The organism is Plantactinospora sp. CNZ320 (assembly GCF_002846275.1).
The window spans coordinates 2,676,174-2,699,020 of the sequence record NZ_PJMP01000001.1 but is presented as its reverse complement, the minus strand read 5'-3'; the positions used below and the strand labels follow the sequence as shown (position 1 = coordinate 2,699,020).

Genomic DNA, 22,847 nt, shown 5'->3' with positions numbered 1-22,847 from the left:
GGTCGGCCGACCCGGACACCCGGTCGGCCGCCCCGGACAGCGAAAGGTCCTACCGTGAGCAGCAGAACCGCCCGGGTCGAGCGGACCACGGCCGAGACCAAGGTGCTCGTCGAGCTGGATCTCGACGGCTCCGGACAGGCCGACATCACCACCGGGGTCGGCTTCTACGACCACATGCTGCACCAGATCGCCCGGCACGGCGGTTTCGACCTGACCGTGCACACGGTCGGCGACCTGGAGATCGACGCCCATCACACCATCGAGGACACCTCGCTGGCTCTCGGCACCGCCTTCGAAGAGGCCCTCGGCAACAAGGCCGGCATCCGGCGGTACGGCTCGGCCACCATCCCGATGGACGAGGTGCTGGTCCGGGCCGCCGTCGACCTCTCCGGCCGGCCGTACGTGGTGCACGACGAGCCGCCGCTCGCCCCGTACATCGGGCCGGTCTATCCGACCAGCATGACCCGGCACATCTGGGAGTCCTTCGGCCAGTCCGCCCGGTTGACCCTGCACGTGTCGGTGCTCCGGGCAGCCCGGCCCGGCGGGCACCCGGACGCGCACCACGTGGTGGAGGCGCAGTTCAAGGCGGTCGCCCGGGCGCTGCGCGAGGCGGTGGCCATCGATCCCCGGTCGGCCGGCGTGGTGCCGAGCACCAAGGGGCTGCTCTGATGGACATCGTCCTGCCGGTGGCGCTCTTCGCACTGGGTGGCGTGCTGATCGGTGGCGCCTGGTCGCTGCACCGCCAGGGCGCACCGCAGCGGGTGCTCTGGATCGTGGGCCTGCTCGCCCTGCTCGCCACCGCCGGTGGTGTGCTCTGGCTCGTACCCGGGGAGGGTGGATGACCGCCGAGGCGCCGGCACTGCCCCGGGTGGTGGTGCTGGACTACGGCTCCGGCAACCTGCGCTCCGCGCAGCGGGCGGTGGCCCGGGCCGGCGCCGAGGTGACGGTCACCGACGACCTCGACGCGGCGGCCGCCGCCGACGGCCTGGTGGTGCCCGGGGTCGGCGCCTACGCCGCCTGCATGGCCGGGATCGAGGCGCTGCGGGCCGGTCCGGTGATCGCCGAGCGGGTCGCGGCGGGCCGCCCGGTGCTCGGCATCTGCGTCGGCATGCAGATCCTCTTCGAGTACGGCGAGGAGCACGGCCTCGTCACCAAGGGGCTCGGGCTGCTGCCCGGCGGGGTGACCCGGCTGACTGCCGAGCGGGTGCCGCACATGGGCTGGAACACCGTCGCGGCACCGCCGGAGTCCCGGCTCTTCGCCGGTCTGCCGTCTGACGCCCGCTTCTACTTCGTGCACTCCTACGCCTCGACCGACACGGGCGTACTCGCCGCCGCCGGTGCATTGCCGACCATGGCCGAGCACGGTGGCCGGTTCGTGGCTGCGGTGGAGCGCGGGCCGCTCTCGGCAGCCCAGTTCCATCCCGAGAAGTCCGCCGAGGCCGGCCGGATCCTGCTGCACAACTGGCTGGCCACGCTGTGACGGCGCCCCGGACCCGGGGAGTTCCGGGCCGCCGTGCCGGGGCGGGTGTCGCCCGGTGAGCAAGGAACGGGCCCGCCGCCGCGCGATCCGGCTCGCCGAGGCGGAACGGGAGCGGGCCGCCCGGGCGAGGCGGGTCGCCCGCCGGCAACGCCGCCGTACGTTGCTGCGCCGGCTCACCCCGCGACTGCCGGACCGGCGTACCGGACGGTTGTTCGCGCGGCGCAGCCGGGGCGAGCGGGCCGGAGTGGTCGCACTCTCCGGTGCGGCGGTGATCGTCATCTGGCTGCTCGTCGACGACCTGGCCCTGCGGCTCGCCCTGATCGCGCTGCTGCTGCTGGTGCTGCCGGCGGTCGTGGTGATCGCGCTGGGCCGCCGGACCTGAGCCCACCAGCACAGTCGTTTCGCCAACCGAGGAGAGCACGTTGAGCCTGACCCTGCTTCCCGCCGTCGATGTCGCGAACGGCCAGGCGGTCCGCCTGGTCCAGGGCGCCGCCGGCAGTGAGACCAGCTACGGCGAGCCACTGGAGGCGGCCCTGGCCTGGCAGCGCGACGGCGCCGAATGGATCCACCTGGTCGACCTCGACGCCGCGTTCGGCCGGGGCTCGAACGCCGAGCTGCTGGCCGAGGTGGTCGGCCGGCTCGACGTCTCGGTGGAACTCTCCGGCGGGATTCGGGACGACGAGTCGCTGCGGGCGGCGCTGGCCACCGGGGCGGCCCGGGTCAACATCGGCACCGCCGCCCTGGAGGACCCGCAGTGGTGCGACCGGGTCGTCGGCGAGTACGGCGACCGGGTGGCGATCGGGCTGGACGTGCGCGGGCGTACCCTCTCGGCCCGGGGCTGGACCCGGGACGGCGGCGACCTGTTCGAGGTGCTGGAGCGGCTGGACAAGGCGGGCGCGGCACGTTACGTGGTGACCGACATCACCAAGGACGGCATGATGCGCGGCCCCAACCTCGACCTGCTGCGCGAGGTCTGTGCCCGTACCGACGCCCCGGTGATCGCCTCCGGCGGCGTCTCGACCCTGGACGACCTGCGGGCGCTCGCCACGCTGGAACCGATCGGGGTGGAGGGCGTGATCGCCGGCAAGGCGCTCTACGCCGGTGCGTTCACCGTCGCCGAGGCCCTCGCCGTGCTGCGGGCGGCATGATGGTCCGCACGGCGGAGGCGGTCGTGGCCGTGCCGGTTAGGCTCGGCTCATGACTGTGGCGGTACGGGTGATCCCCTGCCTCGACGTGGACGCGGGACGGGTCGTCAAGGGGGTCAACTTCGTCGACCTGCGGGACGCGGGCGACCCGGTCGAGCTGGCCGGGGCGTACGACGAGGCGGGTGCCGACGAGCTGACCTTCCTCGACGTCACCGCCTCCTCGGACGACCGGGGCACCATGCTCGACGTGGTACGCCGGACCGCCGAGACGGTCTTCATCCCGCTCACCGTCGGCGGCGGCGTACGCCGGGTCGCCGACGTCGACGTGCTGCTCCGGGCCGGTGCGGACAAGGTGGGGGTGAACACCGCCGCGATCGCCCGGCCGGAACTGATCGCCGAGATCGCCGAGCGGTTCGGGCGGCAGGTGCTGGTGCTCTCGCTTGACGTGCGGCGTGCCCCGGCCGGGACCGGCACCGAGAGCGGGTTCGAGGTGACCACCCACGGTGGCCGGCGCGGCACCGGGATCGACGCGGTCGGCTGGGCGGCCCGCGCCGCCGAACTGGGTGCCGGGGAGATCCTGCTCAACTCGATGGACGCCGACGGCACCAAGGCCGGCTTCGACCTGGAGTTGATCGCCGCGGTGCGGCAGGTGGTGGACGTACCGGTGGTGGCCAGCGGCGGGGCCGGCGCGGTGGCCCACTTTCCGCCGGCGGTGGCGGCCGGCGCGGACGCGGTACTGGCGGCCAGCGTCTTCCACTTCGGCGAGTTGAGTGTCGGCGAGGTCAAGGACGCGCTGCGCGGCGCCGGGCATCCGGTCCGCTGATCCACGTCCGGGCATCCGGTGAGCTGACCCGTCGCGGCCCGACCGCCGCAGCGCTGTCGGGTGGGTCGGCTGGTCGGGCCGGGCGGACTATCCGCCGTTCTCCGGGGAGCGGCGCGGCATCGGCAGGGTGAACCGGGCGGCGTACTCCTGAATCGCCGCGGCGTGCTCGTCCTCGGCGAGTTCCCAGTCGTGGCTGCCGGGGGAGTGTCGCCGGGTCAGCACCCCGTGCACCGTCTCGACGGTGGTGGCGAGCCCGCCGTGCGGCCGGGTACGCCAGAGGTGCTCACCGGCGGAGGTGACCCGGAACCAGCCGTCCGAGACGGTGATCAGGCCGGCGCCGACCAGGCGGCGCACCGCGGCCTCGATCTCGTGCCGGGCCGGCAGGGCCCGGTTGAGATGGTCGGCGGTGGAGAGCACGTCGGCGAGCCGGACGCCCTCCGGTCGCCGGGTGCTGCTCGACCGCCGGTGCCGACCGGCACCACCAGCGATGACCAGCGAAACGAAGATCCATGCGTCGGACCAACGCCATCCCTCATCCCCCATGGGAGAAATGATGCCGTGCCGCGCCAGCCGACGGAACCGTTGCGCACCGGTTCATTCCGTCGAACGGGGGCGACCGGCGCTCCACGTGGGATGATCCGGAACAGATCGACGATCTTTTTCGGCCCGCCGCGCCGGTCACCGGGTGCCGGCCTCGCGCACCGACCGGGACAGGTCGCCCGGGTCGGGCCGGGACAGATCACCCGGGTCGGGCCGGGACAGGTCGCCCGGGTCGGGCCCGGCGACCGGGACGGACTGGGCCACCGGGGTGGACTGGGCCGGTGGCGCCGGGGTGGACTGGGCCGGCGGCACCGTGAACATCGGGATGAAGGCGTGCACCAGCGGGCCGATGGCCAGGGCGTACACGACAGTGCCGATCCCGACCTGGCCGCCGAGGGCGAACCCGATCGCCAGTACGGCGACCTCGATCACGGTACGGACCAGCCGGAGTGACCGGTGCGGCCGGCGGGCGACGTACCCGGTCATCAGGCCGTCGCGCGGACCGGGGCCGAACCGGGCGCCGATGTAGAGGCCGGTCGCCATCCCGTTGAGCAGGATGCCGGCGGCCAGGAAGCCGATCCGGGTGGGCAGTGCCTCGACGGTGGGCAGCAGGGCCAGTGCGACGTCGACGGCGATTCCGATGACTACCACGTTGCTCACCGTGCCGAGGCCGGGACGCTGCCGCAGCGGGATCCAGAGCAGCAGCACCAGGGCACCGACGGCGATGGTCACGGTGCCGATCGAGGCTCCGGTGAGCCGGGACAGTCCCTGGTGGAAGACATCCCAGGGGTCGAGCCCGAGGGACGCCTCGACCATCAGCGCCATGCTGACGCCGTAGAGCGTCAGGCCGACGTAGAGCTGTCCGAGACGCCGGACGAGCCGGTCGCCACGGTTGCCAATTCTTGCCATGCATGCCACTCTGAGGGCCAATCCAGCGGTTATGAAGGGCCAATCGGGGTGGAGTGGCTATGACCAGCCTCGTTCGAGGGGCTCAGCTCAGCCGGATGCTCGGCCAGTGGCACGCACTTCCGGGTCGCCGGCGCAGCCCCGACTATCTCGCCCTGGCCGGCGCGGTGCGCGGGCTGCTCGCGGACGGCCGGCTGCCGCTGGGCGTACGGCTGCCGGCCGAGCGGGAACTCGCCGAGGCACTGCGGGTGAGCCGGACCACCGTCACCGCCGCCTACCGGGAACTGCGGGAGAGCGGGCACCTGAACAGCAGGCGGGGCGCCGGCAGTTGGACCACCCTGCCGGGCGGGCACCGGGTGGCCAGTTCGGGACTCTGGACCCCGCAGGACGACCTGGACATGATCGACCTCGGCTGCGCCGCGCTGGCCGCCCCGGCCGAACTCGCCTCGGCCGCCCGAGCCGCCGCCGAGGACCTGCCCCGCTATCTGGGCGGCGCCGGCTACCACCCGACCGGAATAGTCGAGCTGCGCACGGAGGTGGCCCGGGGCTACACCGAGCGGGGCCTGCCCACCAGCCCCGAGCAGATCATGGTGACCAACGGGGTGCAGCACGCCCTCGACCTGGTACTCCGGCTCGCCCTGCCGACCGGCGGCAGCGTACTCGTGGAATCGCCGACCTATCCCAACGCGCTCGCCGCGCTCGCCGCGCGCCGCGCCCGGATCGCCACCCACGGCCTCGCCACCGAGGGTACGGGCTGGGACGCCGACCTGCTGCTGGGCAGCCTCCGGCAGACCCGTCCCCGGTTGGCCTACCTGATCCCCGAGTTCCAGAACCCGACCGGTCACCTGATGCCGGCCGAGCTGCGCGAGCGGGTGGTGGCGACCGCACACGCCAGCGGCACCGACCTGGTGGTCGACGAGTCCTTCGTGGACCTCGCACTGGACGGCACCGAGGTGCCCCCGCCGACCGCCGTCTTCGACAGGCACTCCCGGGTCGTCACCATCGGCGGGATGAGCAAGCCGTACTGGGGCGGCCTGCGGATCGGCTGGATCCGCGCCTCGGCACCCCAGGTGCAGCGGCTGGCGGCGGCCCGGGTCGGGGTGGACATGGCCGGTCCGGTGCTGGACCAACTGGTCGCGGTACGGCTGCTCGCCGCCGCCGAGACGATCGTGGCCGACCGCCGGGCACAGTTGGCCACCCAGCGCGACGCCCTGCTCGCCGCGCTCCGCGTGGAACTGCCGAACTGGCGGGTGCGGACCCCGGCGGGTGGGGTGACGCTCTGGGCCGAGCTGGACGGGCCGATCGCCAGCGCGCTCGCCCGGGCGGCCGAGGAGGTCGGGGTACGCCTCGCGCCCGGTCCCCGGTTCGGCCTCGACGGCACCCTGGAACGCTTCCTCCGGCTGCCGTTCACGCTGCCCGCGCACGAGCTGACCGAGGCGGTACGCCGAATCGCGGCCGTCCGGTACGACATCGACCGGGTAGAGCGTCCACTGTGGCGGGAGCCCGTGGTGATCGCCTGAGCGGACCTGTGGTGTGCTCGCCTGAGCGGGCCCGTGGCGAGCGCCTGAGCCGAGCGGGCACCCGCCGGGGCGTCCGGCCGGACCTGCTGCGATCATCGACCCGATGACGATGATCGACAAGATCGCCTGGATCCGGCTGGAAGAGGGCCGGATCCTCAGCTCCCGCTCGCACGGCAGGGATGTCTACTACCTCCCGGGCGGCAAACGGGAGCCCGGCGAGACAGACCTCGAAACCCTGGTACGGGAGATCGAGGAGGAACTCAGCGTCGCCGTCCTACCCGGCACCGCCGAGCCGGTCGGCGTCTTCGCGGCGCCGGCCCACGGACATCCGGCCGGTACCGTCGTCCGGATGACCTGCTACGCCGCGGATTATCGAGGAGTGCTCCGACCGGCCAACGAGATCGCCGAGATCGTCTGGCTCGGGTACGCCGACCGGCACCGGGTCTCTCCGGTGGACCAGGTCATCTTCGACCACTTCCACGGCAGCGGCGAGCTGCGCTGAGCCGCTTCTGCCGCCGGACGCGGGAGTACGGTCCGCCGGTCCGCCCCGCTCAGGCCGGGTAGCCGGCCCGGGGGATGGTCACCACGCTGGGCAGGCGCAGCCGGGGCGTCGGCGGGGCGACCAGGCTGGCCCAGACGATCTTGCCATCGCTGCCGGGCAGTACGCCCCAGCTCGCGACCGACCGGGCGACCATGGCCAGCCCGCGACCGCGCAGCGCGAGCGGCTGCCGCGGATCCGGGGCAGCCTCCTGCCGGGGCAGCGCCGGCGTGCCGGGGTGCCGGTCCGCCACCGCGATCCGCAGCCGCTGCCGGTGGTGGCAGAGCGTCAGATCGATGTCGGTACCGGCGTGCTCGACGGCGTTCGCCACGAGTTCCGAGGCGACGAGTTGGGCCTGGTCGGTGACGTCGGAGAGCCGCCACCGCTCGCAGCACTCCCGGACAAGTCCGCGCGCCGCGCTCACCGCCTGCGGCACCGGCGGCAGTCGACGGTGGGCCTGCCGGGCGCGGGTCGACACCGGGTAGGGGCGGATCCGGCTGAGCGCGTCGGCGAGCCGGGGGTAGAGCCGGACCCGCCGGGTCGGTAGCCGGCGCAGCAGCATGGTCAGGGCCGAGGCCGGTGCGCAGACCAGCACTGTGATGCCGCGCCGGCACGACTCCCGGAGCATCACCATCGCCGGTAGCAGCGTCGGCAGCAGCTTGTCCGGGGCGATCCGGGTACAGTCCACCGCCACGTACGGCGGGTGGTGCGCGGCGCAACGTGAGAGTGCCCGTTGCAGGGCGTACGCCTGGGACACACTCCACCGGCCCGCCAAGGTGATCACCAAGGCGCCGGTCTCCACGTGCGCTGCCACCGTGGCCACCATCACCGGAACCCCCCTTACCACCCGCGTACCGTCGCGACCGGGCACCTGACCTCGCCCGCCGTGCGCCTGACTCTGCTCTTACCCCGGCGACGGGTCGATGAAGCCGCCCGGATGTCACCTTGTCGACGGTAGTTGTGTCGGGACCGACGGTAGTGCTCCGGGCGGCAGCACCGGACCGCCGGGCGATCGCCTGTCGCACGGCGGTCCGGTGAGTGTCGGGCCCCGTTCCGATGGGAGGAGCGGGAGCCCGGAGAGGGCTCAGAGCTGGGCGAGGGTGCCCTCGTACATCCCGTCGATCTCCGACTTGAAGTTGTCCTCCACGGCCCGACGCTTGATCTTCATCGAGGGCGTCATCTCGCCGTCCTCGACGGTCAGGTCGCGGGTGAGCACGGTCACCTTCTTGATCGTCTCCCAGCGGTTGAGCTTCTGGTTCAGCTCGGCGACGTAGCCGTCGACCATGGCACGTACCTCGGCCGACCCGACGATCTCCGCGTACGGCCGGCCGGCCAGCGGACCGCCGGCCGCCCAGGTGCCGATCGCGTCGGGGTCCAGGGTGACCAGCATGGTGCAGTAGTTGCGGGCCTGCCCGATCACGACCACCTGGGAGGTGTACGGGCAGAGCGCCTTGAACATGCCCTCGATGTGCGACGGCGAGATGTACTTGCCACCCGAGGTCTTGACCAGGTCCTTCTTCCGGTCGGTGATCTTCAGGAAGCCCTCGTCGTCGAGTTCGCCGATGTCACCGGTCCGGAAGAAGCCGTCCGAGGTGAACGCCTGGGCGGTCTCCTCGGGCAGGTTGTGGTAGCCGCGCATCACCGGCATGCCCCGGAGCAGGATCTCGCCGTCGGAGTCGATCCGGCACTCCAGGTCACCCATTGCCTTGCCGACCGTACCGATCTTGAGGGCACCCGGCCGGTTGACGAAGTTGCCGGCGCTGGTCTCGGTCAGCCCGTACCCCTCGGAGATCGGCAGGCCGGCTGCGGCGAAGAAGTGCGCGATCTCCTGGCTCAGCGGCGCGGCCCCGGAGACGAGTACCCGGATCCGGCCGCCCAGCCGGGCCTGGAGCTTGCTGAAGACCAGTTTCTCGGCGAGCCCGTACCGCAGTCGCAGCCCGGCCGAGACGGGCTGGCCGGCCTGCTCCAGCGCCACCTTGTGCCTGCCGGTCCGGACCGCCCAGGCGAAGATCTTCGCCTTCGCGCCGCCCGCCGTCTGCGCGGTGGTGACCGCCCGGTTGTAGACCTTCTCGAAGATCCGGGGTGCGCCGCACATCAGCGTCGGCCGGACCACCCCGAGCAGTTCGACCAGCCGGTCCAGCCGGCCGTCGACGTAGGTGGGCATGCCGACGTGGATCACGCCGCAGATCAGCGTCTTGCCGAACGAGTGCGACAGCGGCAACCAGAGGTACTGCAGGTCCTCCGCCTTGATCAGCCCGAGATTTGCCTGTGCCACGCCCTCCCAGCACCAGCCGGCGTGCAGCAGCTCGACGCCCTTGGGCCGGCCCGTGGTGCCGGAGGTGTAGATCAGGGTGGCCAGGTCGTCCTGGTCGATCTCGGCGACCACCCGGTCGATCAGCTCCGGGTCGTTCTCCAGGGCCAGCGCGCCCTGCACCTCCAGGTCGGCGAGGGCGAGCTGCGGCGGGGTGGCGTCCGAGGAGGCCGGCCCGTCGATGATCACGACGTGGGTAAGCGCCGGCAGCTCCACCCCGGCGATCTTGGCGGCCTGCTCGGCGTTCTCGGCGATCAGCACCTTCGAGCCGGAATCGGCGAGAATGTAGGCGGTGTCCTCCGGCTCGGTGGTCGGATAGACAGTGGTGGTCGCGCCGCCGGCACACATGATGCCGAGGTCGGCGAGGATCCAGTCGAGCCGGGTGTTGGCCAGGATCGCCACCCGATCCTCGGAGCCGATGCCGAGGCCGCGCAGTCCGGCCGCGATCGCCTTGGCGCGCTGGCCGACCTGCGCCCAGCTCAGCCAGACCGGGCCGGAGTCGTCCGGGGCGGGGTGGGCGAAAGCGTCCCGGTCGGGGGTGGCCGAGACACGCTTCAGGAACATGTCGGGGATGGACCGGTAGGGGACGTCGAGTGCCATGGCGAGGGGTGCCTCCGGATATCGTCGCGTGACGGTGATCACGTTAAATCGCGGTTACCGTACGGTATTGGCTTCTCCGGTGCCACGGCTAGTCCCGATCGGTCGGGCCGCCCGTACCGATCGGACCAGGTCGGCCCGCTCCCGCCTGGCGGATCCGGCCCGCCGTCACGGATCAGGCCCGAGTGGCAAAACCGAAATTCCGGGTACGTCTGGCAAGCTATCCAGGCGGTCGGCCCCGGCGGACCGGCAGAGCGCGCCGCCGGACCACGGCGCGGAGGTCATCAATCACTGGGTGAGGGTCATCAACCATGGGTCATGCAGGACCGGTCATGGGAAGTCCCGGTCGCGGCGACGCGGTGCCGGGCCACGTCATCCACCTTCCGGTTGCCGTACACACCCTGCACGCCGCCACCGAACTGGCGGCCAGGCTGGCCGAGTCGCTGGCCTTCCTGCCGGAACTCGACGCCGGTGAGGTCACCGTCTCGGCCGAGGACGCGCAGCACGAGCGGTACCGGGTCTTCTGCGACCGGCTGCTCTTCGGCGGTGGCCGGTGCGGCGAGCGGGAGGGCCACCGGGGCGCCTGTGTCGCCGGCCCGCCGGCCGGGGCGGCCGGCGGGCGCCGGACACTGATCGACGCGACCTCCGGCTGGGCCGGCGCGGCACCGCCGGCCGGCTGACCGCCGCACCGCCGGCTGACCCGCCGGGCGGAGCAGGTGCGCAGCGGTGCGGCCTGCCGGGCGGGGACGCGCCGGGGGTCAGGTCCAGGGCACGGTGCGCACGTCGCCCAACTCGGCCACCGCTACCCGGTCCTCGATTGCGAGTACGCCGACCATCCGCTCGGCCTCCGGAATCGTCACGTGCCGGCCCACCGAGGCGGCCAACGCCTGATCCGGTGTCTCCAGCCAGAGCCTCCGCTGCTCCCAGCGCATCTGCACGATGTCGCCGGAGCGGCCGACGAAGCAGGCCCAGGCGTCGGTGCGGGCCGGCATCCAGCGCAGCGCGTCGATGCTCTCCCGCAAGGTGAGCGGCACGTCCGGGTATGCACGCCCCGCCGAGTGCTGCCAGCTCGCCTCCAGCAGCCCATCCTCGCCGGGGACCGTCGGCGCCGGGTCCGGTCCGGCCGTGTCGTCCGGTCCGGAGCTGGGCGGGCCGTCGCCCCTGAGCTGCCGGATTAGCGTCATCCCGGCGTACCTGTCGACCCGGGACTCGGGCCGGACCCCAACCGCGTCGGGCGCGTCGGAGGACCCGTCGGGCTCGACAAAGGCCTCGGCAGAAACCTCGTCGGAGGACTCGTCGGGCTCGTCGGACCGATCGGAGTAGCCGGGTCGGAGGGAGCCGTCGAACGAGCCGACCAGGGTGTCCCAGTCCCGCCACACGATGACCGTCGCACCGTTCAGCGTGATGCCGAGCCGGGTGACGGCGGGCAGCCAGGGCAGGTAGAGACTGGTCAGCCGGGCGGCCGAGATCGGCCCGGTGGTCGGGGCGTACACCCCGCGCCAGATGTCGGGCACCTCGATCTCGACTGTGACGTCGTCGTCGACCGGCGCCGGGAAGGCCGCCAGCCGGCCGGTACGGCGCCGCTGCCAGGTCAGCGGAACCCGGATCCGGATGTCGGGGTCCCCGGACCAGTCCACCGGCAGACCGTGCTCACGCAGTGTCGCTGCCACCTCCGTGCCGATCTCGACCGTGGGCGACTTCCCGAAGAGCCCGTACGTGATCCAGATGCCCCCGCCGTCGGCGCCGCGCTCGGCGTCCTGCTGGTGGTAGAAGGCGTACCCGCGCGGCGACTCGCCGTTGACGACCTCGGCGCCGATCTCGGCCAACCCGCAGTTCTGGCAGCAGGTGAAACTCTCCCGGGCGACGATCCCGGCTGTGTCCAGGGCCCGGAAGGCGAGGGTGAGCCGGTCGTTGTCGGTCGACTCCGGCCACTGCGACTGGGCGGCGGCATGCGCGGCGAACTCGGCACCGGCCACCTCCCGGGCCAGCTCCTCGACCCGTACCGGATCGTGTTCGTCGTGCAGGTATTCGATCGCACCGGTCACGATCGCGTCGTACGGCAGTTCGGCGAGCGCGACGTGCCGCCGGACGTACCCCTCGACCAGGTGCCGGAGCTCGTCGGCCTCGTTGGCAGGTTCCACGGCCGCGAACGCTAGCAGCGGCGGCGGACAGTACCGCTGATCGTGGCGGCGACCGTCATGGCGGACGCGCGGCCGTAGGGGGTTCGGGTCCCGGAGCGGACGGGGCGTTCCGTCCACCCCGGGAACCGGCGCGATCAGTCGTCGTCCTCGTCGTCGTCGCGGTCGTCGTCCTCGTCGTCGTCCTTGTCGTCCTTGTCGTCGTCCTGCTCGGTCTTGACGATCTCGCCGGTGGTCGTGTCCACGTCCACCTCGACCTCACGGCCGTCCTTGACCAGCTCGACGCTCCACACCTCGCGGCCGTGCTCCTGCTCCCGCTCGACCTCGTCGAGCTGACCGCCACCGGCGCTGGCCAGGGCGATCTCGACGGCCCGCGCCGAGTCGACGGATCCGGCCGGTGCCGAGCCGGTCGGTGCGGGGGAGCCGCTCGGTGCGCCCGACGGCGTGCCGCTCGGCGTACCCGTCGGAGCGCCGGTGCCCGGGGTACCCGTCGGGGGGGTGCCGGGCGTCGGCTCGGCGGGCGCGGTGGTGGCGACGGCGCCGAACCCCTGCCGCTCGCTCTCGGCCGCGCTGGCCCCGATCGCGGTGCCGACGACGGCGGCTGCCGCCAGCACGCCACCGACGCTCAGGACCAGAGTCTTTCGCCGCATCGCAGTCTCCTCAATCTCGCGAACACCCGGTTCCGGGGTTCTCGGCACAGAGGTTCGCGCGGATCGGGATAGCGGCGCGCTGTCCGAACGCTAAGCCTCGGTAAAGACGGCAGAGCTGAGTCCCGGTAAGACGCGGCTGAGCTGAGCCCCGGTAAAGACACGCGGCAGGGCTGAGTCCCGGTAAGACGCGGCTGAGCTGAGCCCCGGTAAAGACACGCGGCAGGGCTGAGCGTCGGCGAGGTGGCGGAGGCTAGGCCTCGGTGAGGAGGGCGGACGGCGACCCGCTGCTGGTCAGCGGCGGGCCGAGGGTGACCGCGACCCGTGCCCCGCCGCCGTCGGCCTGCGACAGCTCGAACCGGCCGCCGCTGTCCCGGGCCGCCCGGCGGGCGATGTCCAGGCCCAGCCCGGTCGAGCCGGCCGCGCTCGCCCCGCGCTCCACCAGCCCGGCGGGGGCGGGCCCGACCAGGGCCGGCGGCAGGCCGGGGCCACTGTCGGCGACGGTCAGCAGCGCACCTCCGCCGGGGCGGGGCGTCAGCGTGACGGCGAAACCCGTGCCGTCCGGGGTGTGCGCGAAGACGTTGCCGAGCAGCGCGTCCAGCACCGCCGCCAGCTCGTCGGCGGGCAGCCGTACCGGTAGCGGCCCGTCGGCGAGGTCGAGTCCGACGTCCCGCCCGGTGTCCTCGGCCAGTACGGTCCAGAAGGCGACCCGGTCCCGGACCACCGCCGTGGCGTCGCAGACCGGCTCGGTACCGGTGTCGGTGCCCCGCCGCCGGGCCTGCCGGATCAGCCCGGTCACCGCCCGCTCCACCGCGTCCACCCGCTCGGTGATCCGGGCCGCCTCCCTGGGGTCGGCCAGCGACTCCGACTCCAGCCGCAGCGACGTCAACGGGGTGCGGAGCCGGTGTGACAGGTCGGCGAGCTGCTCGCGTTCGTCCCGGAGCAGTTCCTGGATCCGGGTCGCGAGATGGTTGAGCGCGCCGGCCACCGCCCGCAGCTCCGGCGGGCCGGACGGGGTGGCCCGGGCGGTCAGTTCCGCGCCGGCCAGCCGGTGCGAGACCGCCGACAGCTCGGCGATCGGGGCGGTGAGCGACCGGGCCAGCCGGTCGGCGACGGCGAGGCCGAGCAGCAGCAGCGCCACCCCGAGCCCGGCCAGTACCAGCCAGGAGCGGTAGACGCCGTGGGTCAGCTCGTCGTCGGAGACGAAGGTGCGGATCACCGCCGTACCGTCCGGGCGGCCCTGCACGGCGACCAGGATCTCCCGGCCGTCCTCGCCCGCGACGGTGAGGCTCTCGCCCCGGGCGGCCAGTTCGACGCCGTCGGTCCGGGGCGCGCCGTCGCCGAGGACCGCGCCGTCGGGCAGGAAGACCGTGACCGGCCGCTCGGCCGTGGCACCGACCTGCTCGGCGGCGAGGCGCAGCCCCTCCGGGTTGGCGGTGCCGACCAGCGGGACCAGGGCCTGCACGTCGGCGGTGGCGGCCACCACCGCCCGGTCCGCCGCGACGCCGCGCAGCAGCACGGCGAGCGGGACCAGGAAGGCCAGCAGCACCAGGCCGGTGGTGGCCGCGACCAGCAGGGTGAGCCGGCGCCTCACGACCGGATCCCGGGTACGTCGAGCCGGACCCCCACCCCGCGCACCGTGTGCAGGTAGCGGGGCTGTTGCGCGGTCTCGCCGAGCTTGCGGCGCAGCCACGACAGGTGTACGTCCACCGTCTTGTCCGCCCCGCCGTAGGGAAGCTGCCACACCTCGGTCAGCAGTTCCCGCTTGCTGACCACCCGGCCGGCCCGGGCGGCCAGATAGTGCAGCAGGTCGAACTCCCGGGGAGTCAGTTCCAGCGGCGTACCGGCCAGGGTCGCCTGCCGGGCCGCCGGGTCGACCCGCAGCTCGCCGACGGCCAGTACTGCCGGGGCGTCGGCCGGGCCGGTACCGCGCCGCAGTACGGCCCGGATCCGCGCGTCGAGCTGGGCGGCGGTGAACGGCTTCACCACGTAGTCGTCGGCGCCGGCGTCCAGTCCCCGGATGATCTCGGCCTCCTCGTCCCGGGCGGTGGCGATGATCACCGGTGTGCTGTTCACCGCCCGGAGCATCCGGAGCAGTTCCAACCCGTCCAGGTCGGGCAGGCCGAGGTCGAGTACGACGAGGTCGGGCCGGTCGTCGAGGACCCGTTGCAGCCCGGTCATCGCGGACTGTACGGCGGCCACCGCGTGTCCCCGGTCGCGCAGTGCGTGCAGCAGCGGAGTACGGATGGCCGGGTCGTCCTCGATCAGCAGTAGGCGAGCCACACCCGGCACGGTAACCCGGAACTGCCCCCCGCCACCCGGTTGCCGGGCGACCCAGGGCGACCCGGGGCGCGGATCGGCCCCCTCCGGTTGCCGGGCTCCAGGAACCGGCTACTATCTTAGGGCTATTAAGTTTTCGCTTAGGAGTCGAAAGGTCGGTATGCCGCGCCAGGGTCTGACGAGTGAGCGGGTGGCGGATGCCGCCGCCGAGCTGGCGGACGAGGTGGGACTGTCCCGGTTGACCGTGGCGGCGGTCGCCCGGCGCTTCGGGGTCTCCGACGCCGCGCTCTACGCGCACGTGCGTGGCCGGGACGCCCTGATCGCGCAGGTCGCGGTCCGGGCGGCGGCCACCTTCGCCGACCGGCTCGGCCTCGCGGTCGCCGGACGGGGTGGCCGGCAGGCGCTCGTCGGATTCGCCGACGCCTACCGCGAGTTCGCGGTGGCCCACCCCGGGCAGTACGCCGCGACCCAGCTGCAGTTGCCGGCCGAGATCGGGACGAACTCGGCGGGACACCTGCGCGTCATCGAGCTGAGCTACGCGATGCTGCGCGGGTACGGGCTGGTCGAACCGCGGCTCACCGACGCCCTGCGCTTCGTACGCAGCACCCTGCACGGGTTCGCGACGCTGGAGAGTGCCGACGGGTTCGGGCACCCCCGTGACCTCGACGCGTCCTGGCGCAGCGTCCTCGACGCGATCCACACGACGCTGTGCAACTGGCCCACCGCAACAAAGGAGAGTGGAAATGCCGAGTCGTGACAGCCGCGACCAGGAGATCAGGTCACCGGACGGCACCCGACTGGTGGTCCGCCGGACGGGTTCCGGCGACCCGGTGATCCTGGTGCACGGCTCCGGGGGCGGCCTGCACTCCTGGGCCGGCGTCGCCGAGCTGCTCGCCGACGACCACGAGCTGTGGCTGCCGGCCCGGCGCGGTTACCGCCCCAGCGACGTCCCGCCGACGGTCAAGTCCTTCAAGGACGAGGTCGCCGACCTGGTGGCGGTGGCCGAGGCGGCGTACGCGTCGTCGGGCCGGCGGGTCCACCTGGTCGGCGCGTCGTACGGGGCGACCCTGGCCCTGCACACCGCAGCGGCCGAGCCATCCCGGCTGCGCTCGCTCGCGCTCTTCGAGCCACCGCTCTTCGCGGCGGGGGTGGAGTTGGTGCCGCTGCTCGACCGATACCGTGCCGCCTTCGACCGGGACGACGCGGTGGCGATGGCTGCGGTGTTGAACGAGGTGACCCGGGTCCCGGCGGAGGTGGTCAGGGCGTTCGCGGCGGCGGCCGGTGACCGCCGGCCCGACCCGGCCGACGCCCGCCGTTCGGCGGTCGGCTGGCTGCACGACCTCGAAGCGCTGGCGACCGACAGCACCGGCATCGCCCGCTGGTCCTCGGTCGGCTTGCCGACCCTGCTGATGCAGGGCGCCGACACCTGGGAACCGATGCCCAGTGCGATGGAGGCGCTCGCGGCGGCGATCCCGCGAGTGCGCCGGGTGGCCTGGGCCGGGCAGTCCCACTTCGTCACCAGCACGGCACCGGCGCTGGTCGCCGACGCCCTGCGCCGGTTCTTCGCCGAGATCGACGACCAGCGGACCGGAGACTAGGCCGGGGCCGGGGCCGGGGCCGGGGCCGGGAGGCGGGGCCGGGAGGCGGGGTGGGGGAGCGGGTGCCGTTAACGGTCTCTTAGGGTCCGCCGGCACCGGCTTTAACGCCGGAGGCGGCATCATCGGAGGATGCGTCGACGTACCCTGCTCGCCGTGGCCGGTTGGCTGCTCGCCGCGCTGACCGCGACCGGGACCGGGCTGGCCGCCGTACAGGTGATCGGAGCCGGGCTGACCGGGCCGGCGGGTGAGGTGCGCAGCCCGGACGAGGTGGCGCGGGCGCTGGCCGACCCCCCGCCGCCGGCCGCCGTTGCAGGCGCTCCGGCGCCGTCCGGCGACGCCGTCAGCCCGGCACCGGACACCTCCGCCACCCCGCCGGTCGGCGCCGACGCCTCGCGCCGGCTGGTCTCCACCCCCGGGGGTACGGTGCTGGCCGAGTGCGCCGGCCAACGGGTCTGGCTCAGCGCCTGGACGCCGGCCCAGGGTTACCGGGTCGGCGAGGTCGAGCGCGGTCCGGACGACGACGCCGAGGTGACCTTCCACGGCTCGGGTGGGCGGATCGAGGTCGAGGTCGAGTGCGCCGACGGTCGACCGGTGCCGACCTGGAAGGCACACGGCAGCGACGACTGATCCGGTATCGGCACCGGACACCCAGCGCCGGCAGCGGCCCGGCGGCTCGGCTCAGTGGTAGCGGCCCGCACCCAGGGACCAGTCGTAACTGCCCCGGATCCAGGCGCGCCGGGAGGTGACGAACCGGAGGGTGTCGGGGTCGCCGCCGGCCAGCAGTGCGGACTCCAGCCGCAGGTACGCCCGCAGCCCGGCGTTGAACCGGCGGGCCGCGTCGATGAGTGCGGCCTGCTCCTCCCGCCCCGCCTCGCGGGCCAGTACGACGATCAGGTTGTGCCCGTCCCCGCCCTGCCGGCGCTCCTTCGCGTACGAGAAGACGTCGTTGCACCAGCAGACCAGGTCGGCGGCGAGGTCGTCGAGGTGGGACGCCTCGACATCGGCCCGACAGATGACCTCGGCCAGTCCGCCGTACGCCAGGTCGGTCAGGGTGAAGCTGGGGCGTACCGCACCTGTGTGCCGGCGCATCTGGAGGTACTCGGCCACCGCCGGTACCCGGTCCCGTTCCCGGTTCGCCGCCTCCCAGAGCAGCGCCAGCAGGTAGTCCCGCATCTGGGCGGCGAACCGGAGCAGCAGCCGGGGCGGGCCGTGCGCGCGTACCCGTCGGCAGAGGTCGTGCAGGGCGGCGGCGGTCGGGCCGGCGACCGGGGTCGAGCCCGGCGGAGCCGGCCCGCCGCGCAGGTCGAGGACGTCGAGCAACTGCCCGACGACCGGGGCGAGCCGGGCCGGGTCGTCGCCCAGGCCGTCGTCGTCGCAGCGGTCGTCGAAGGCGAACAGCCAGCTGAACAGGTCGGCGAGCAGCCGGAGCTGCTCGGGGACGGCGTCCGGGCAGATCCGGCCGGCCAGCTCGGCGGCGTTGGCCCGCTCCAGCCGGTGGGCGGCGGCGGGGGTGCCGACCAGGCCGAGTTCGCGGGCCCACCGGGTGGACTGCGGCCCCACCCGCCCCACGTGCGCGCTCACCCGTTCCGGAAAGGGTGGCCGGGTCAGCCACGTCAGGGCGAGGGTACGCATCGGCAAGGGCGGCGGCTCCCGTTCAGATCCCGAGTTTCGCGGTACGTAACCGCTCGGTCAGCGCGGATGGACCGACCAGTTGCACCCGGGCGACCCGCTGCCGCCCGAACAGGAACATCAGCAGCTCGCCGGGCGCCCCGACCATCCGGAGCTGCTCGCCGCCGGCCCCGGCGGTGGCCTCGCCGTGCTCCGGTGCCTGGATCAGCAGCGCGGCCGGAAACCGGCGCAGCGACATCCGGGCCATCGCCGGGATGCGCTTCCAGAGCGCGGCCTGCTGCCCGGCCGGAAGGCTCCGGGGCTGCCAGTCGGGCCGGGCGCGCCGGACGTCCTCGTGGTGCACGAAGTATTCGACCAGGTTCGCCAGCTCGTCGATCGGCGGCAGCGACATCGGACTCCACCGGGGCGGGCGCCGGACCAGCTCGACCAGGGCCGGGTACGGCCGTTCGGCCGTCGCCGCCTGGACGCGTTCCCCGTGCCGCCGCAACGGCGGAAGGAGCAGGCCGGCCGCCGCGTCGGGGCGGCGTTCCCGGACCACCAGGTGGGCGGCGAGGTCCTTCGCGGTCCACTCGGGGATGATCGTGGGTTGGTCCGGCCCGATCGCCAGGAGGAGATCGGCCAGCGACTGTCGCTCCGTGTCCGCGTAGCGGGGCATGTCTTGATCGTAATCCCGATTCGGCCGTCCGGTGCGGGACGGCCGATCGGTATCCATCCCGCGCGCGGTCCGGCATCGGGGACCAGGCTGTGACAGCAGACACAATCAGGGCAGACTCGGTATCACCCACGCCAATCGGTTCGTCAAGGCCGCTGCTGATCGGTAAGGATGAGCTGGACGCAGGAGGCTTACGGCGGGGGAGAGCGTGGCGGCCAAGACAAGCCGGGACATACTCGTGCGAGGGCTCAGGGTCCTCGGCTACGGGATCCGCGAGGAACCACGGATCTTCGCGGTGGGTGTCGCCGGCAGTGTGTTGTACAGCCTGTTGATCATCGCGAGCGCGTACGTGGTCGGCGCCGTCGTCGGCGAGGTGGTGGTGCCGTCGCTGGAGTCCGGCCGGGTCGACCTGGCCGCGGTGCTGCTCGGCGCCGGCGCGCTGTTCGCGGTGAGCGTCGGCCGGGTACTGGGCATGTTCGGCCGCCGGCTCGGCGCCGGCTTCATGCAGTACCGCCTGCAGGCCAGCTACCGGCGCCGGATCACCCGCCGCTACCTGGAACTGCCGCTCTCCTGGCACCACAGGCACGCCACCGGCACCCTGCTCTCCAACGCCAACTCCGACGTCGAGGCGGCCTGGTTCCCGATCGCGCCGCTGCCGTTCGCGGTCGGCACCCTGGTGATGATGATCGCGGCGATGGGGTCGCTCTTCGTCACAGACTGGGCGCTCGCCCTGGTCGGCGTGGCGATCTTCCCCGCGCTCTTCACCCTGAACGTCGTCTACTCCCGACGGATGGCACCCCGGCAGGCCCGCGCGCAGCAGATGCGCGCCGAGGTCAGCGCGATCGCCCACGAGAGCTTCGACGGTGCGCTGGTGGTCAAGACCATGGGCCAGGAGGCCCGGGAGACGGCCCGGTTCGCCGCCCAGGCCGGTGAGCTGCGGGACGCGCTGATCTCGGTCGGCCGGCTCCGGGGCGTCTTCGACCCGATCCTGGAGACCCTGCCCAGCCTCGGCACCCTGGCCGTGCTGCTGGTCGGCGCGGTGCGGCTGAGCCAGGGCGCGGTCACCATCACCGAACTGGTGAGCGTGGCGTTCCTCTTCACGGTGCTGGCCTTCCCGGTCCGGGCGATCGGCTGGGTGCTCGCCGAACTGCCGCGCAGCGTCGCCGGCTGGGACCGGTTGCAGTCCGTACTCACCGCCACCGGCGAGATGCCGTACGGCGACACCACGCTGGACCGCCGGGACGGCCGTCCCGCCACCCTCGTCTTCGACCGGGTCAGTTTCGGGTACGCACCGGCCGAACCGCCGCCACCGACCGCCCCCGCCGAACCCGGGCTGGCGATCGAGGAGCCGGAGGCGGCGGCACGACCGACCGGGGTGGCGCCGCCGGTCGGACCCGTCCCCGCCGAGCCGCCGGCCGAGCCGGTGCCGGTACTGCACGACGTCTCGTTCACCGTCCCGGCCGGCCGCACGGTGGCGCTGGTCGGGCCCACCGGCTCCGGCAAGTCGACGATCGTCTCCCTCGCGGTACGGCTGGTCGACCCCGACGCCGGCACGGTGACCCTGGACGGGGTCGACCTGCGTTCCCTCACCGCCGAGTCGCTCGCCGGCAACACCGCGCTGGTCGCCCAGGTGCCGTTCGTCTTCGACGACACCATCCGGGAGAACATCACCCTCGGCCGGGACGGCATCACCGACGACGACGTCTGGGCGGCGCTGCGGCTGGCCGAGGCGGACGGCTTCGTGGCGGCGCTGCCGGAGGCGCTGGACACCCTGGTCGGGGAGCGCGGCGCCGCGCTCTCCGGCGGCCAGCGGCAGCGGCTCACCCTGGCCCGGGCACTGGCCGGCAAGCCCCGGCTGCTGGTGCTGGACGACGCCACAAGTGCGGTCGACCCGAGGGTGGAGGCGGCGATCCTGGCCGCGCTGCGTGGCGGGGGGTCGGGGTCGACCGACGCCGACGGTCGACCGGGACCGGGGGCGTCGATCCTGGTGGTGGCGTACCGGCTGGCGACGATCGTGCTCGCCGACGAGGTGGTCTACGTCGAGCACGGCCGGGTCGTCGGCCGGGGCAGTCACAGCACGCTGCTGCGTACCACGCCCGGCTACGCCGCGCTGGTCACCGCGTACGAGCGGGCCGAGGCGGAACGGGAACGCGACCGTGCGTACGAGGATCCGGCGAACCGCCGGGGCGAAGAGGTGGACGCGTGAGCACGACCACGGGGGCGGTACCGGAGCGGGTGGAGACCGCCTGGGGGACCTTCCGGCGAGGGCTGGCGCTCTCCCCGGAGTTGCGTAACGGACTGGCCGGCACCCTCGGGCTGGCGATGGTCTCGATGGTCGGCCGGGCCGCCGTACCCGTGGCGGTTCAGCAGGGCATCGACCGGGGGCTGCGCGCACCCGGCGGTCCCGACATCCGGGTGGTCGGCATCGTGGTGGCGGCCACCGCCGCGGTACTCGTGGTGACCACCATCTGCGGCTACCTGATGATGCGCCGGCTCTTCACGGTCAGCGAGACGGCGCTGGCCGGGGTACGGGTGCGCGCCTTCCGGCACGTGCACGACCTGTCGACGCTGCACCAGCAGGCGGAGCGGCGCGGTTCGCTCGTCTCCCGGGTCACCAGCGACGTCGACCAGATCACCCAGTTCCTCCAGTGGGGCGGCGTGATCCTCCTGATCAACCTCGGTCAGGTGGCGGTGATCACCGTGGTGATGGCGGTCTACTCCTGGCAGTTGACCCTGATGGTGTTCGCCGCGTTCATCCCGGCCGTGGCGGTGATCCGGTTGTTCCAGCGGCGGCTCGCCGTCGCGTACGGGGTGGTCCGGCAGCGGCTCGGCGCGATGCTGGCGGCGATCTCCGAGACCGTGGTGGGCGCGCAGGTGATCCGGGCGTACGGGATCTCCGGCCGGACGGCGCAGCGGCTGGACCGGAGCATCGACGCGCAGCGCCGGGCACAGCAGCGGGCGATCCGGACCAGCGTGGTCAGCTTCTCGACCGGTGAGATCGCCGCCGGCCTGGCCCTGGCCGGGGTGGTGGTGCTCGGGGTCCGGCTGGGTGTCGGCGGGTCGCTGGGCGTCGGCGAGCTGACCGCCTTCCTCTTCCTGGTCACCCTCTTCATCCAGCCGGTGCAGATCGCGACCGAGGTGCTCAACGAGGCGCAGAACGCGGTGGCGGGCTGGCGGCGGGTGCTCGACGTACTCGACGTCGCGCCGGACGTGGCGGACCCGGCTGAGCAGGGTGTGGACCTGCCGCCGGGGCCGATCGACATCCGCTTCGCCGGGGTCGAATACCGGTATCCGGGCGGGCCGCCGGTGCTGGTCGACGTCAACGTGGAGATCGCGGCCAAGACCCGGGTGGCGGTGGTCGGCGAGACCGGCAGCGGCAAGACCACCTTCGCGAAGCTGCTGACCCGGTTGATGGACCCGTCCGAGGGGGCGGTGCTGCTCTCCGGGGTGCCGCTGGACCGGGTCCGGTTCGCCTCGTTGCGGTCCCGGGTGGTGATGGTGCCGCAGGACGGCTTCCTCTTCGACTCGACCGTGGCGGAGAACGTCCGGTTCGGCCGGCCGGAGTTGACCGACGAGGAGCTGGCGCTGGCCTTCACCGAGTTGGGTCTCGGTGACTGGGTGGAGGGGCTGCCGCTCGGGCTGGCGACGCCGGTGGGGGAGCGTGGCGAGGCGCTCAGCGTGGGCGAGCGGCAGTTGGTCGCGCTGGCCCGGGCGTACGTCGCCGACCCGGACCTGCTGGTGCTGGACGAGGCGACCAGCGCCGTCGACCCGGCCACCGAGGTGCGCCTGCAACGCACCCTCGACGCGGTGACCCGGGGGCGTACCACGGTGGCGATCGCGCACCGGCTCTCCACTGCGGAGGCCGCCGACGAGGTGATCGTGGTGGACCGGGGCCGGATCGTGCAGCGCGGTCCACACGAGGAACTGGTCAGTGACCCGCGCTCGGTCTACGGCCTGCTCTACGCCTCCTGGTTGGAACAGACCAGGTAGTGACGAGCGGGTGACGGCGGTGAGATGGACGCCGACCGCCCGATAGGTTAGCC

General features: G+C 73.2%; 23 protein-coding genes and 2 pseudogenes. 15 read left to right on the top strand and 10 right to left on the bottom strand.

The features are described from left to right. Positions 1 to 54: 54 nt before the first annotated feature. The 6 genes from hisB to hisF are packed head-to-tail and all read left to right on the top strand — an operon-like array spanning position 55 to position 3,448. The gene (gene hisB, locus CLT71_RS11770; RefSeq protein ID WP_486483214.1) at positions 55 to 669 is read left to right on the top strand and encodes an imidazoleglycerol-phosphate dehydratase; all 615 of its coding nucleotides are present in this window, start codon (positions 55 to 57) and stop codon (positions 667 to 669) included. Continuing rightward, positions 669 to 842, top strand: coding sequence for a hypothetical protein (locus CLT71_RS37430; RefSeq protein WP_199187578.1), 174 nt, complete (start codon positions 669 to 671; stop codon positions 840 to 842). Before hisB ends, CLT71_RS37430 begins: the two co-directional genes overlap by 1 nt. Before the next feature lie 17 nt (positions 843 to 859). Next, a complete protein-coding gene (hisH, locus tag CLT71_RS11765) occupies positions 860 to 1,480 on the top strand; it encodes an imidazole glycerol phosphate synthase subunit HisH (RefSeq protein ID WP_101371368.1) in 621 nt (206 codons plus the stop codon). A 55-nt stretch (positions 1,481 to 1,535) separates the two neighbouring features. After that, entirely contained in the window at positions 1,536 to 1,862 is a 327-nt protein-coding gene (locus CLT71_RS11760) for a hypothetical protein (protein WP_101367130.1), read from the top strand. A 40-nt stretch (positions 1,863 to 1,902) separates the two neighbouring features. Next, entirely contained in the window at positions 1,903 to 2,628 is a 726-nt protein-coding gene (gene priA, locus CLT71_RS11755; RefSeq protein ID WP_101367129.1) for a bifunctional 1-(5-phosphoribosyl)-5-((5-phosphoribosylamino)methylideneamino)imidazole-4-carboxamide isomerase/phosphoribosylanthranilate isomerase PriA, read from the top strand. Between the two features lie 49 nt (positions 2,629 to 2,677). Next, positions 2,678 to 3,448, top strand: coding sequence for an imidazole glycerol phosphate synthase subunit HisF (hisF, locus tag CLT71_RS11750; RefSeq protein ID WP_101367128.1), 771 nt, complete (start codon positions 2,678 to 2,680; stop codon positions 3,446 to 3,448). A gap of 87 nt (positions 3,449 to 3,535) precedes the next feature. On the opposite strand, the gene CLT71_RS11745 is transcribed toward hisF, so the two are convergent. Together CLT71_RS11745 and yczE are read right to left on the bottom strand one after the other, a co-directional pair. Further along, entirely contained in the window at positions 3,536 to 3,991 is a 456-nt protein-coding gene (locus CLT71_RS11745) for a hypothetical protein (RefSeq protein ID WP_101367127.1), read from the bottom strand. A gap of 135 nt (positions 3,992 to 4,126) precedes the next feature. Continuing rightward, a complete protein-coding gene (gene yczE / locus CLT71_RS11740) occupies positions 4,127 to 4,897 on the bottom strand; it encodes a membrane protein YczE (RefSeq protein WP_486483213.1) in 771 nt (256 codons plus the stop codon). A gap of 59 nt (positions 4,898 to 4,956) precedes the next feature. On the opposite strand from yczE, the gene yczR reads away from it, so the two are divergent. Then, a complete protein-coding gene (yczR, locus tag CLT71_RS11735; protein WP_101367126.1) occupies positions 4,957 to 6,414 on the top strand; it encodes a MocR-like transcription factor YczR in 1,458 nt (485 codons plus the stop codon). A 103-nt stretch (positions 6,415 to 6,517) separates the two neighbouring features. Next, positions 6,518 to 6,916, top strand: coding sequence for an NUDIX hydrolase (locus CLT71_RS11730; RefSeq protein WP_101367125.1), 399 nt, complete (start codon positions 6,518 to 6,520; stop codon positions 6,914 to 6,916). Between the two features lie 49 nt (positions 6,917 to 6,965). On the opposite strand, the gene CLT71_RS11725 is transcribed toward CLT71_RS11730, so the two are convergent. Together CLT71_RS11725 and CLT71_RS11720 are read right to left on the bottom strand one after the other, a co-directional pair. Continuing rightward, the gene (locus CLT71_RS11725) at positions 6,966 to 7,766 is read right to left on the bottom strand and encodes an ATP-binding protein (RefSeq protein WP_143743441.1); all 801 of its coding nucleotides are present in this window, start codon (positions 7,764 to 7,766) and stop codon (positions 6,966 to 6,968) included. A gap of 270 nt (positions 7,767 to 8,036) precedes the next feature. Further along, positions 8,037 to 9,863 carry an AMP-dependent synthetase/ligase gene (locus CLT71_RS11720; protein ID WP_101367123.1) on the bottom strand — a complete coding sequence of 609 codons (1,827 nt, stop codon included), beginning with the start codon at positions 9,861 to 9,863 and terminating at the stop codon, positions 8,037 to 8,039. A gap of 329 nt (positions 9,864 to 10,192) precedes the next feature. On the opposite strand from CLT71_RS11720, the gene CLT71_RS11715 reads away from it, so the two are divergent. Then, a complete protein-coding gene (locus CLT71_RS11715) occupies positions 10,193 to 10,540 on the top strand; it encodes a hypothetical protein (RefSeq protein WP_486483212.1) in 348 nt (115 codons plus the stop codon). A 78-nt stretch (positions 10,541 to 10,618) separates the two neighbouring features. Here the strand turns inward: CLT71_RS11715 and CLT71_RS11710 are convergent, their stop codons facing one another. From CLT71_RS11710 to CLT71_RS11695, 4 genes are all read right to left on the bottom strand, one after another. Next, entirely contained in the window at positions 10,619 to 12,001 is a 1,383-nt protein-coding gene (locus CLT71_RS11710; RefSeq protein WP_101367122.1) for a DUF6891 domain-containing protein, read from the bottom strand. Positions 12,002 to 12,135: 134 nt separating this feature from the next. After that, positions 12,136 to 12,648, bottom strand: a complete 513-nt coding sequence (locus CLT71_RS11705) for a PepSY domain-containing protein (RefSeq protein WP_101367121.1) — start codon at positions 12,646 to 12,648, stop codon at positions 12,136 to 12,138. 250 nt (positions 12,649 to 12,898) lie between these two features. Beyond that, on the bottom strand, positions 12,899 to 14,239 hold the full coding sequence (locus tag CLT71_RS11700; RefSeq protein WP_101367120.1) for a sensor histidine kinase: 1,341 nt from the start codon (positions 14,237 to 14,239) through the stop codon (positions 12,899 to 12,901). Continuing rightward, on the bottom strand, positions 14,236 to 14,928 hold the full coding sequence (locus CLT71_RS11695) for a response regulator transcription factor (protein ID WP_101367119.1): 693 nt from the start codon (positions 14,926 to 14,928) through the stop codon (positions 14,236 to 14,238). The genes CLT71_RS11700 and CLT71_RS11695 overlap by 4 nt, the downstream gene beginning before the upstream one ends. A 157-nt stretch (positions 14,929 to 15,085) precedes the next feature. On the opposite strand from CLT71_RS11695, the gene CLT71_RS11690 reads away from it, so the two are divergent. The 3 genes from CLT71_RS11690 to CLT71_RS11680 all read left to right on the top strand — a co-directional run bounded on the left by CLT71_RS11690 (position 15,086) and on the right by CLT71_RS11680 (position 17,150). Continuing rightward, positions 15,086 to 15,682, top strand: a complete 597-nt coding sequence (locus tag CLT71_RS11690; RefSeq protein ID WP_101367118.1) for a TetR/AcrR family transcriptional regulator — start codon at positions 15,086 to 15,088, stop codon at positions 15,680 to 15,682. Continuing rightward, positions 15,669 to 16,523, top strand: coding sequence for an alpha/beta fold hydrolase (locus CLT71_RS11685; protein WP_101367117.1), 855 nt, complete (start codon positions 15,669 to 15,671; stop codon positions 16,521 to 16,523). The genes CLT71_RS11690 and CLT71_RS11685 overlap by 14 nt, the downstream gene beginning before the upstream one ends. Positions 16,524 to 16,652: 129 nt before the next feature. Further along, entirely contained in the window at positions 16,653 to 17,150 is a 498-nt protein-coding gene (locus CLT71_RS11680) for a septum formation initiator (protein WP_101367116.1), read from the top strand. 51 nt (positions 17,151 to 17,201) lie between these two features. Here the strand turns inward: CLT71_RS11680 and CLT71_RS11675 are convergent, their stop codons facing one another. Together CLT71_RS11675 and CLT71_RS11670 are read right to left on the bottom strand one after the other, a co-directional pair. Beyond that, entirely contained in the window at positions 17,202 to 18,155 is a 954-nt protein-coding gene (locus CLT71_RS11675) for a terpene synthase family protein (RefSeq protein WP_101367115.1), read from the bottom strand. 22 nt (positions 18,156 to 18,177) lie between these two features. Further along, a complete protein-coding gene (locus CLT71_RS11670) occupies positions 18,178 to 18,807 on the bottom strand; it encodes a TIGR03085 family metal-binding protein (protein ID WP_101367114.1) in 630 nt (209 codons plus the stop codon). A 205-nt stretch (positions 18,808 to 19,012) separates the two neighbouring features. Here CLT71_RS11670 and CLT71_RS37945 point away from each other — a divergent pair. The 3 genes and pseudogenes from CLT71_RS37945 to CLT71_RS11660 form a co-directional block, all read left to right on the top strand. Further along, a pseudogene (locus tag CLT71_RS37945) lies at positions 19,013 to 20,122 on the top strand (ABC transporter transmembrane domain-containing protein); the annotation flags it as partial. Positions 20,123 to 20,230: 108 nt separating this feature from the next. Beyond that, positions 20,231 to 21,010, top strand: a pseudogene (locus tag CLT71_RS37940) (ABC transporter ATP-binding protein); the annotation flags it as partial. Further along, positions 21,007 to 22,794: an ABC transporter ATP-binding protein gene (locus CLT71_RS11660; RefSeq protein WP_101367112.1), complete on the top strand. Its 1,788-nt coding sequence runs from the start codon at positions 21,007 to 21,009 to the stop codon at positions 22,792 to 22,794. The pseudogene CLT71_RS37940 and the gene CLT71_RS11660, both read left to right, overlap by 4 nt. The last annotated feature ends 53 nt before the right edge of the window (positions 22,795 to 22,847 follow it).

Coding starts and splice junctions, on each gene's coding strand:
- CLT71_RS11745 (WP_101367127.1), bottom strand. CDS start 3,991: ATGGGGGATGAGGGATGGCGTTGGTCCGACGCATGGATCTTCGTTTCG.
- CLT71_RS11715 (WP_486483212.1), top strand. CDS start 10,193: ATGGGAAGTCCCGGTCGCGGCGACGCGGTGCCGGGCCACGTCATCCAC.
- CLT71_RS11675 (WP_101367115.1), bottom strand. CDS start 18,155: ATGCGTACCCTCGCCCTGACGTGGCTGACCCGGCCACCCTTTCCGGAA.
- CLT71_RS11680 (WP_101367116.1), top strand. CDS start 16,653: ATGCGTCGACGTACCCTGCTCGCCGTGGCCGGTTGGCTGCTCGCCGCG.
- CLT71_RS11670 (WP_101367114.1), bottom strand. CDS start 18,807: ATGCCCCGCTACGCGGACACGGAGCGACAGTCGCTGGCCGATCTCCTC.
- hisF (WP_101367128.1), top strand. CDS start 2,678: ATGACTGTGGCGGTACGGGTGATCCCCTGCCTCGACGTGGACGCGGGA.
- CLT71_RS11690 (WP_101367118.1), top strand. CDS start 15,086: ATGCCGCGCCAGGGTCTGACGAGTGAGCGGGTGGCGGATGCCGCCGCC.
- CLT71_RS11730 (WP_101367125.1), top strand. CDS start 6,518: ATGACGATGATCGACAAGATCGCCTGGATCCGGCTGGAAGAGGGCCGG.
- CLT71_RS37430 (WP_199187578.1), top strand. CDS start 669: ATGGACATCGTCCTGCCGGTGGCGCTCTTCGCACTGGGTGGCGTGCTG.
- CLT71_RS11705 (WP_101367121.1), bottom strand. CDS start 12,648: ATGCGGCGAAAGACTCTGGTCCTGAGCGTCGGTGGCGTGCTGGCGGCA.
- yczE (WP_486483213.1), bottom strand. CDS start 4,897: ATGGCAAGAATTGGCAACCGTGGCGACCGGCTCGTCCGGCGTCTCGGA.
- CLT71_RS11720 (WP_101367123.1), bottom strand. CDS start 9,863: ATGGCACTCGACGTCCCCTACCGGTCCATCCCCGACATGTTCCTGAAG.
- CLT71_RS11685 (WP_101367117.1), top strand. CDS start 15,669: ATGCCGAGTCGTGACAGCCGCGACCAGGAGATCAGGTCACCGGACGGC.
- yczR (WP_101367126.1), top strand. CDS start 4,957: ATGACCAGCCTCGTTCGAGGGGCTCAGCTCAGCCGGATGCTCGGCCAG.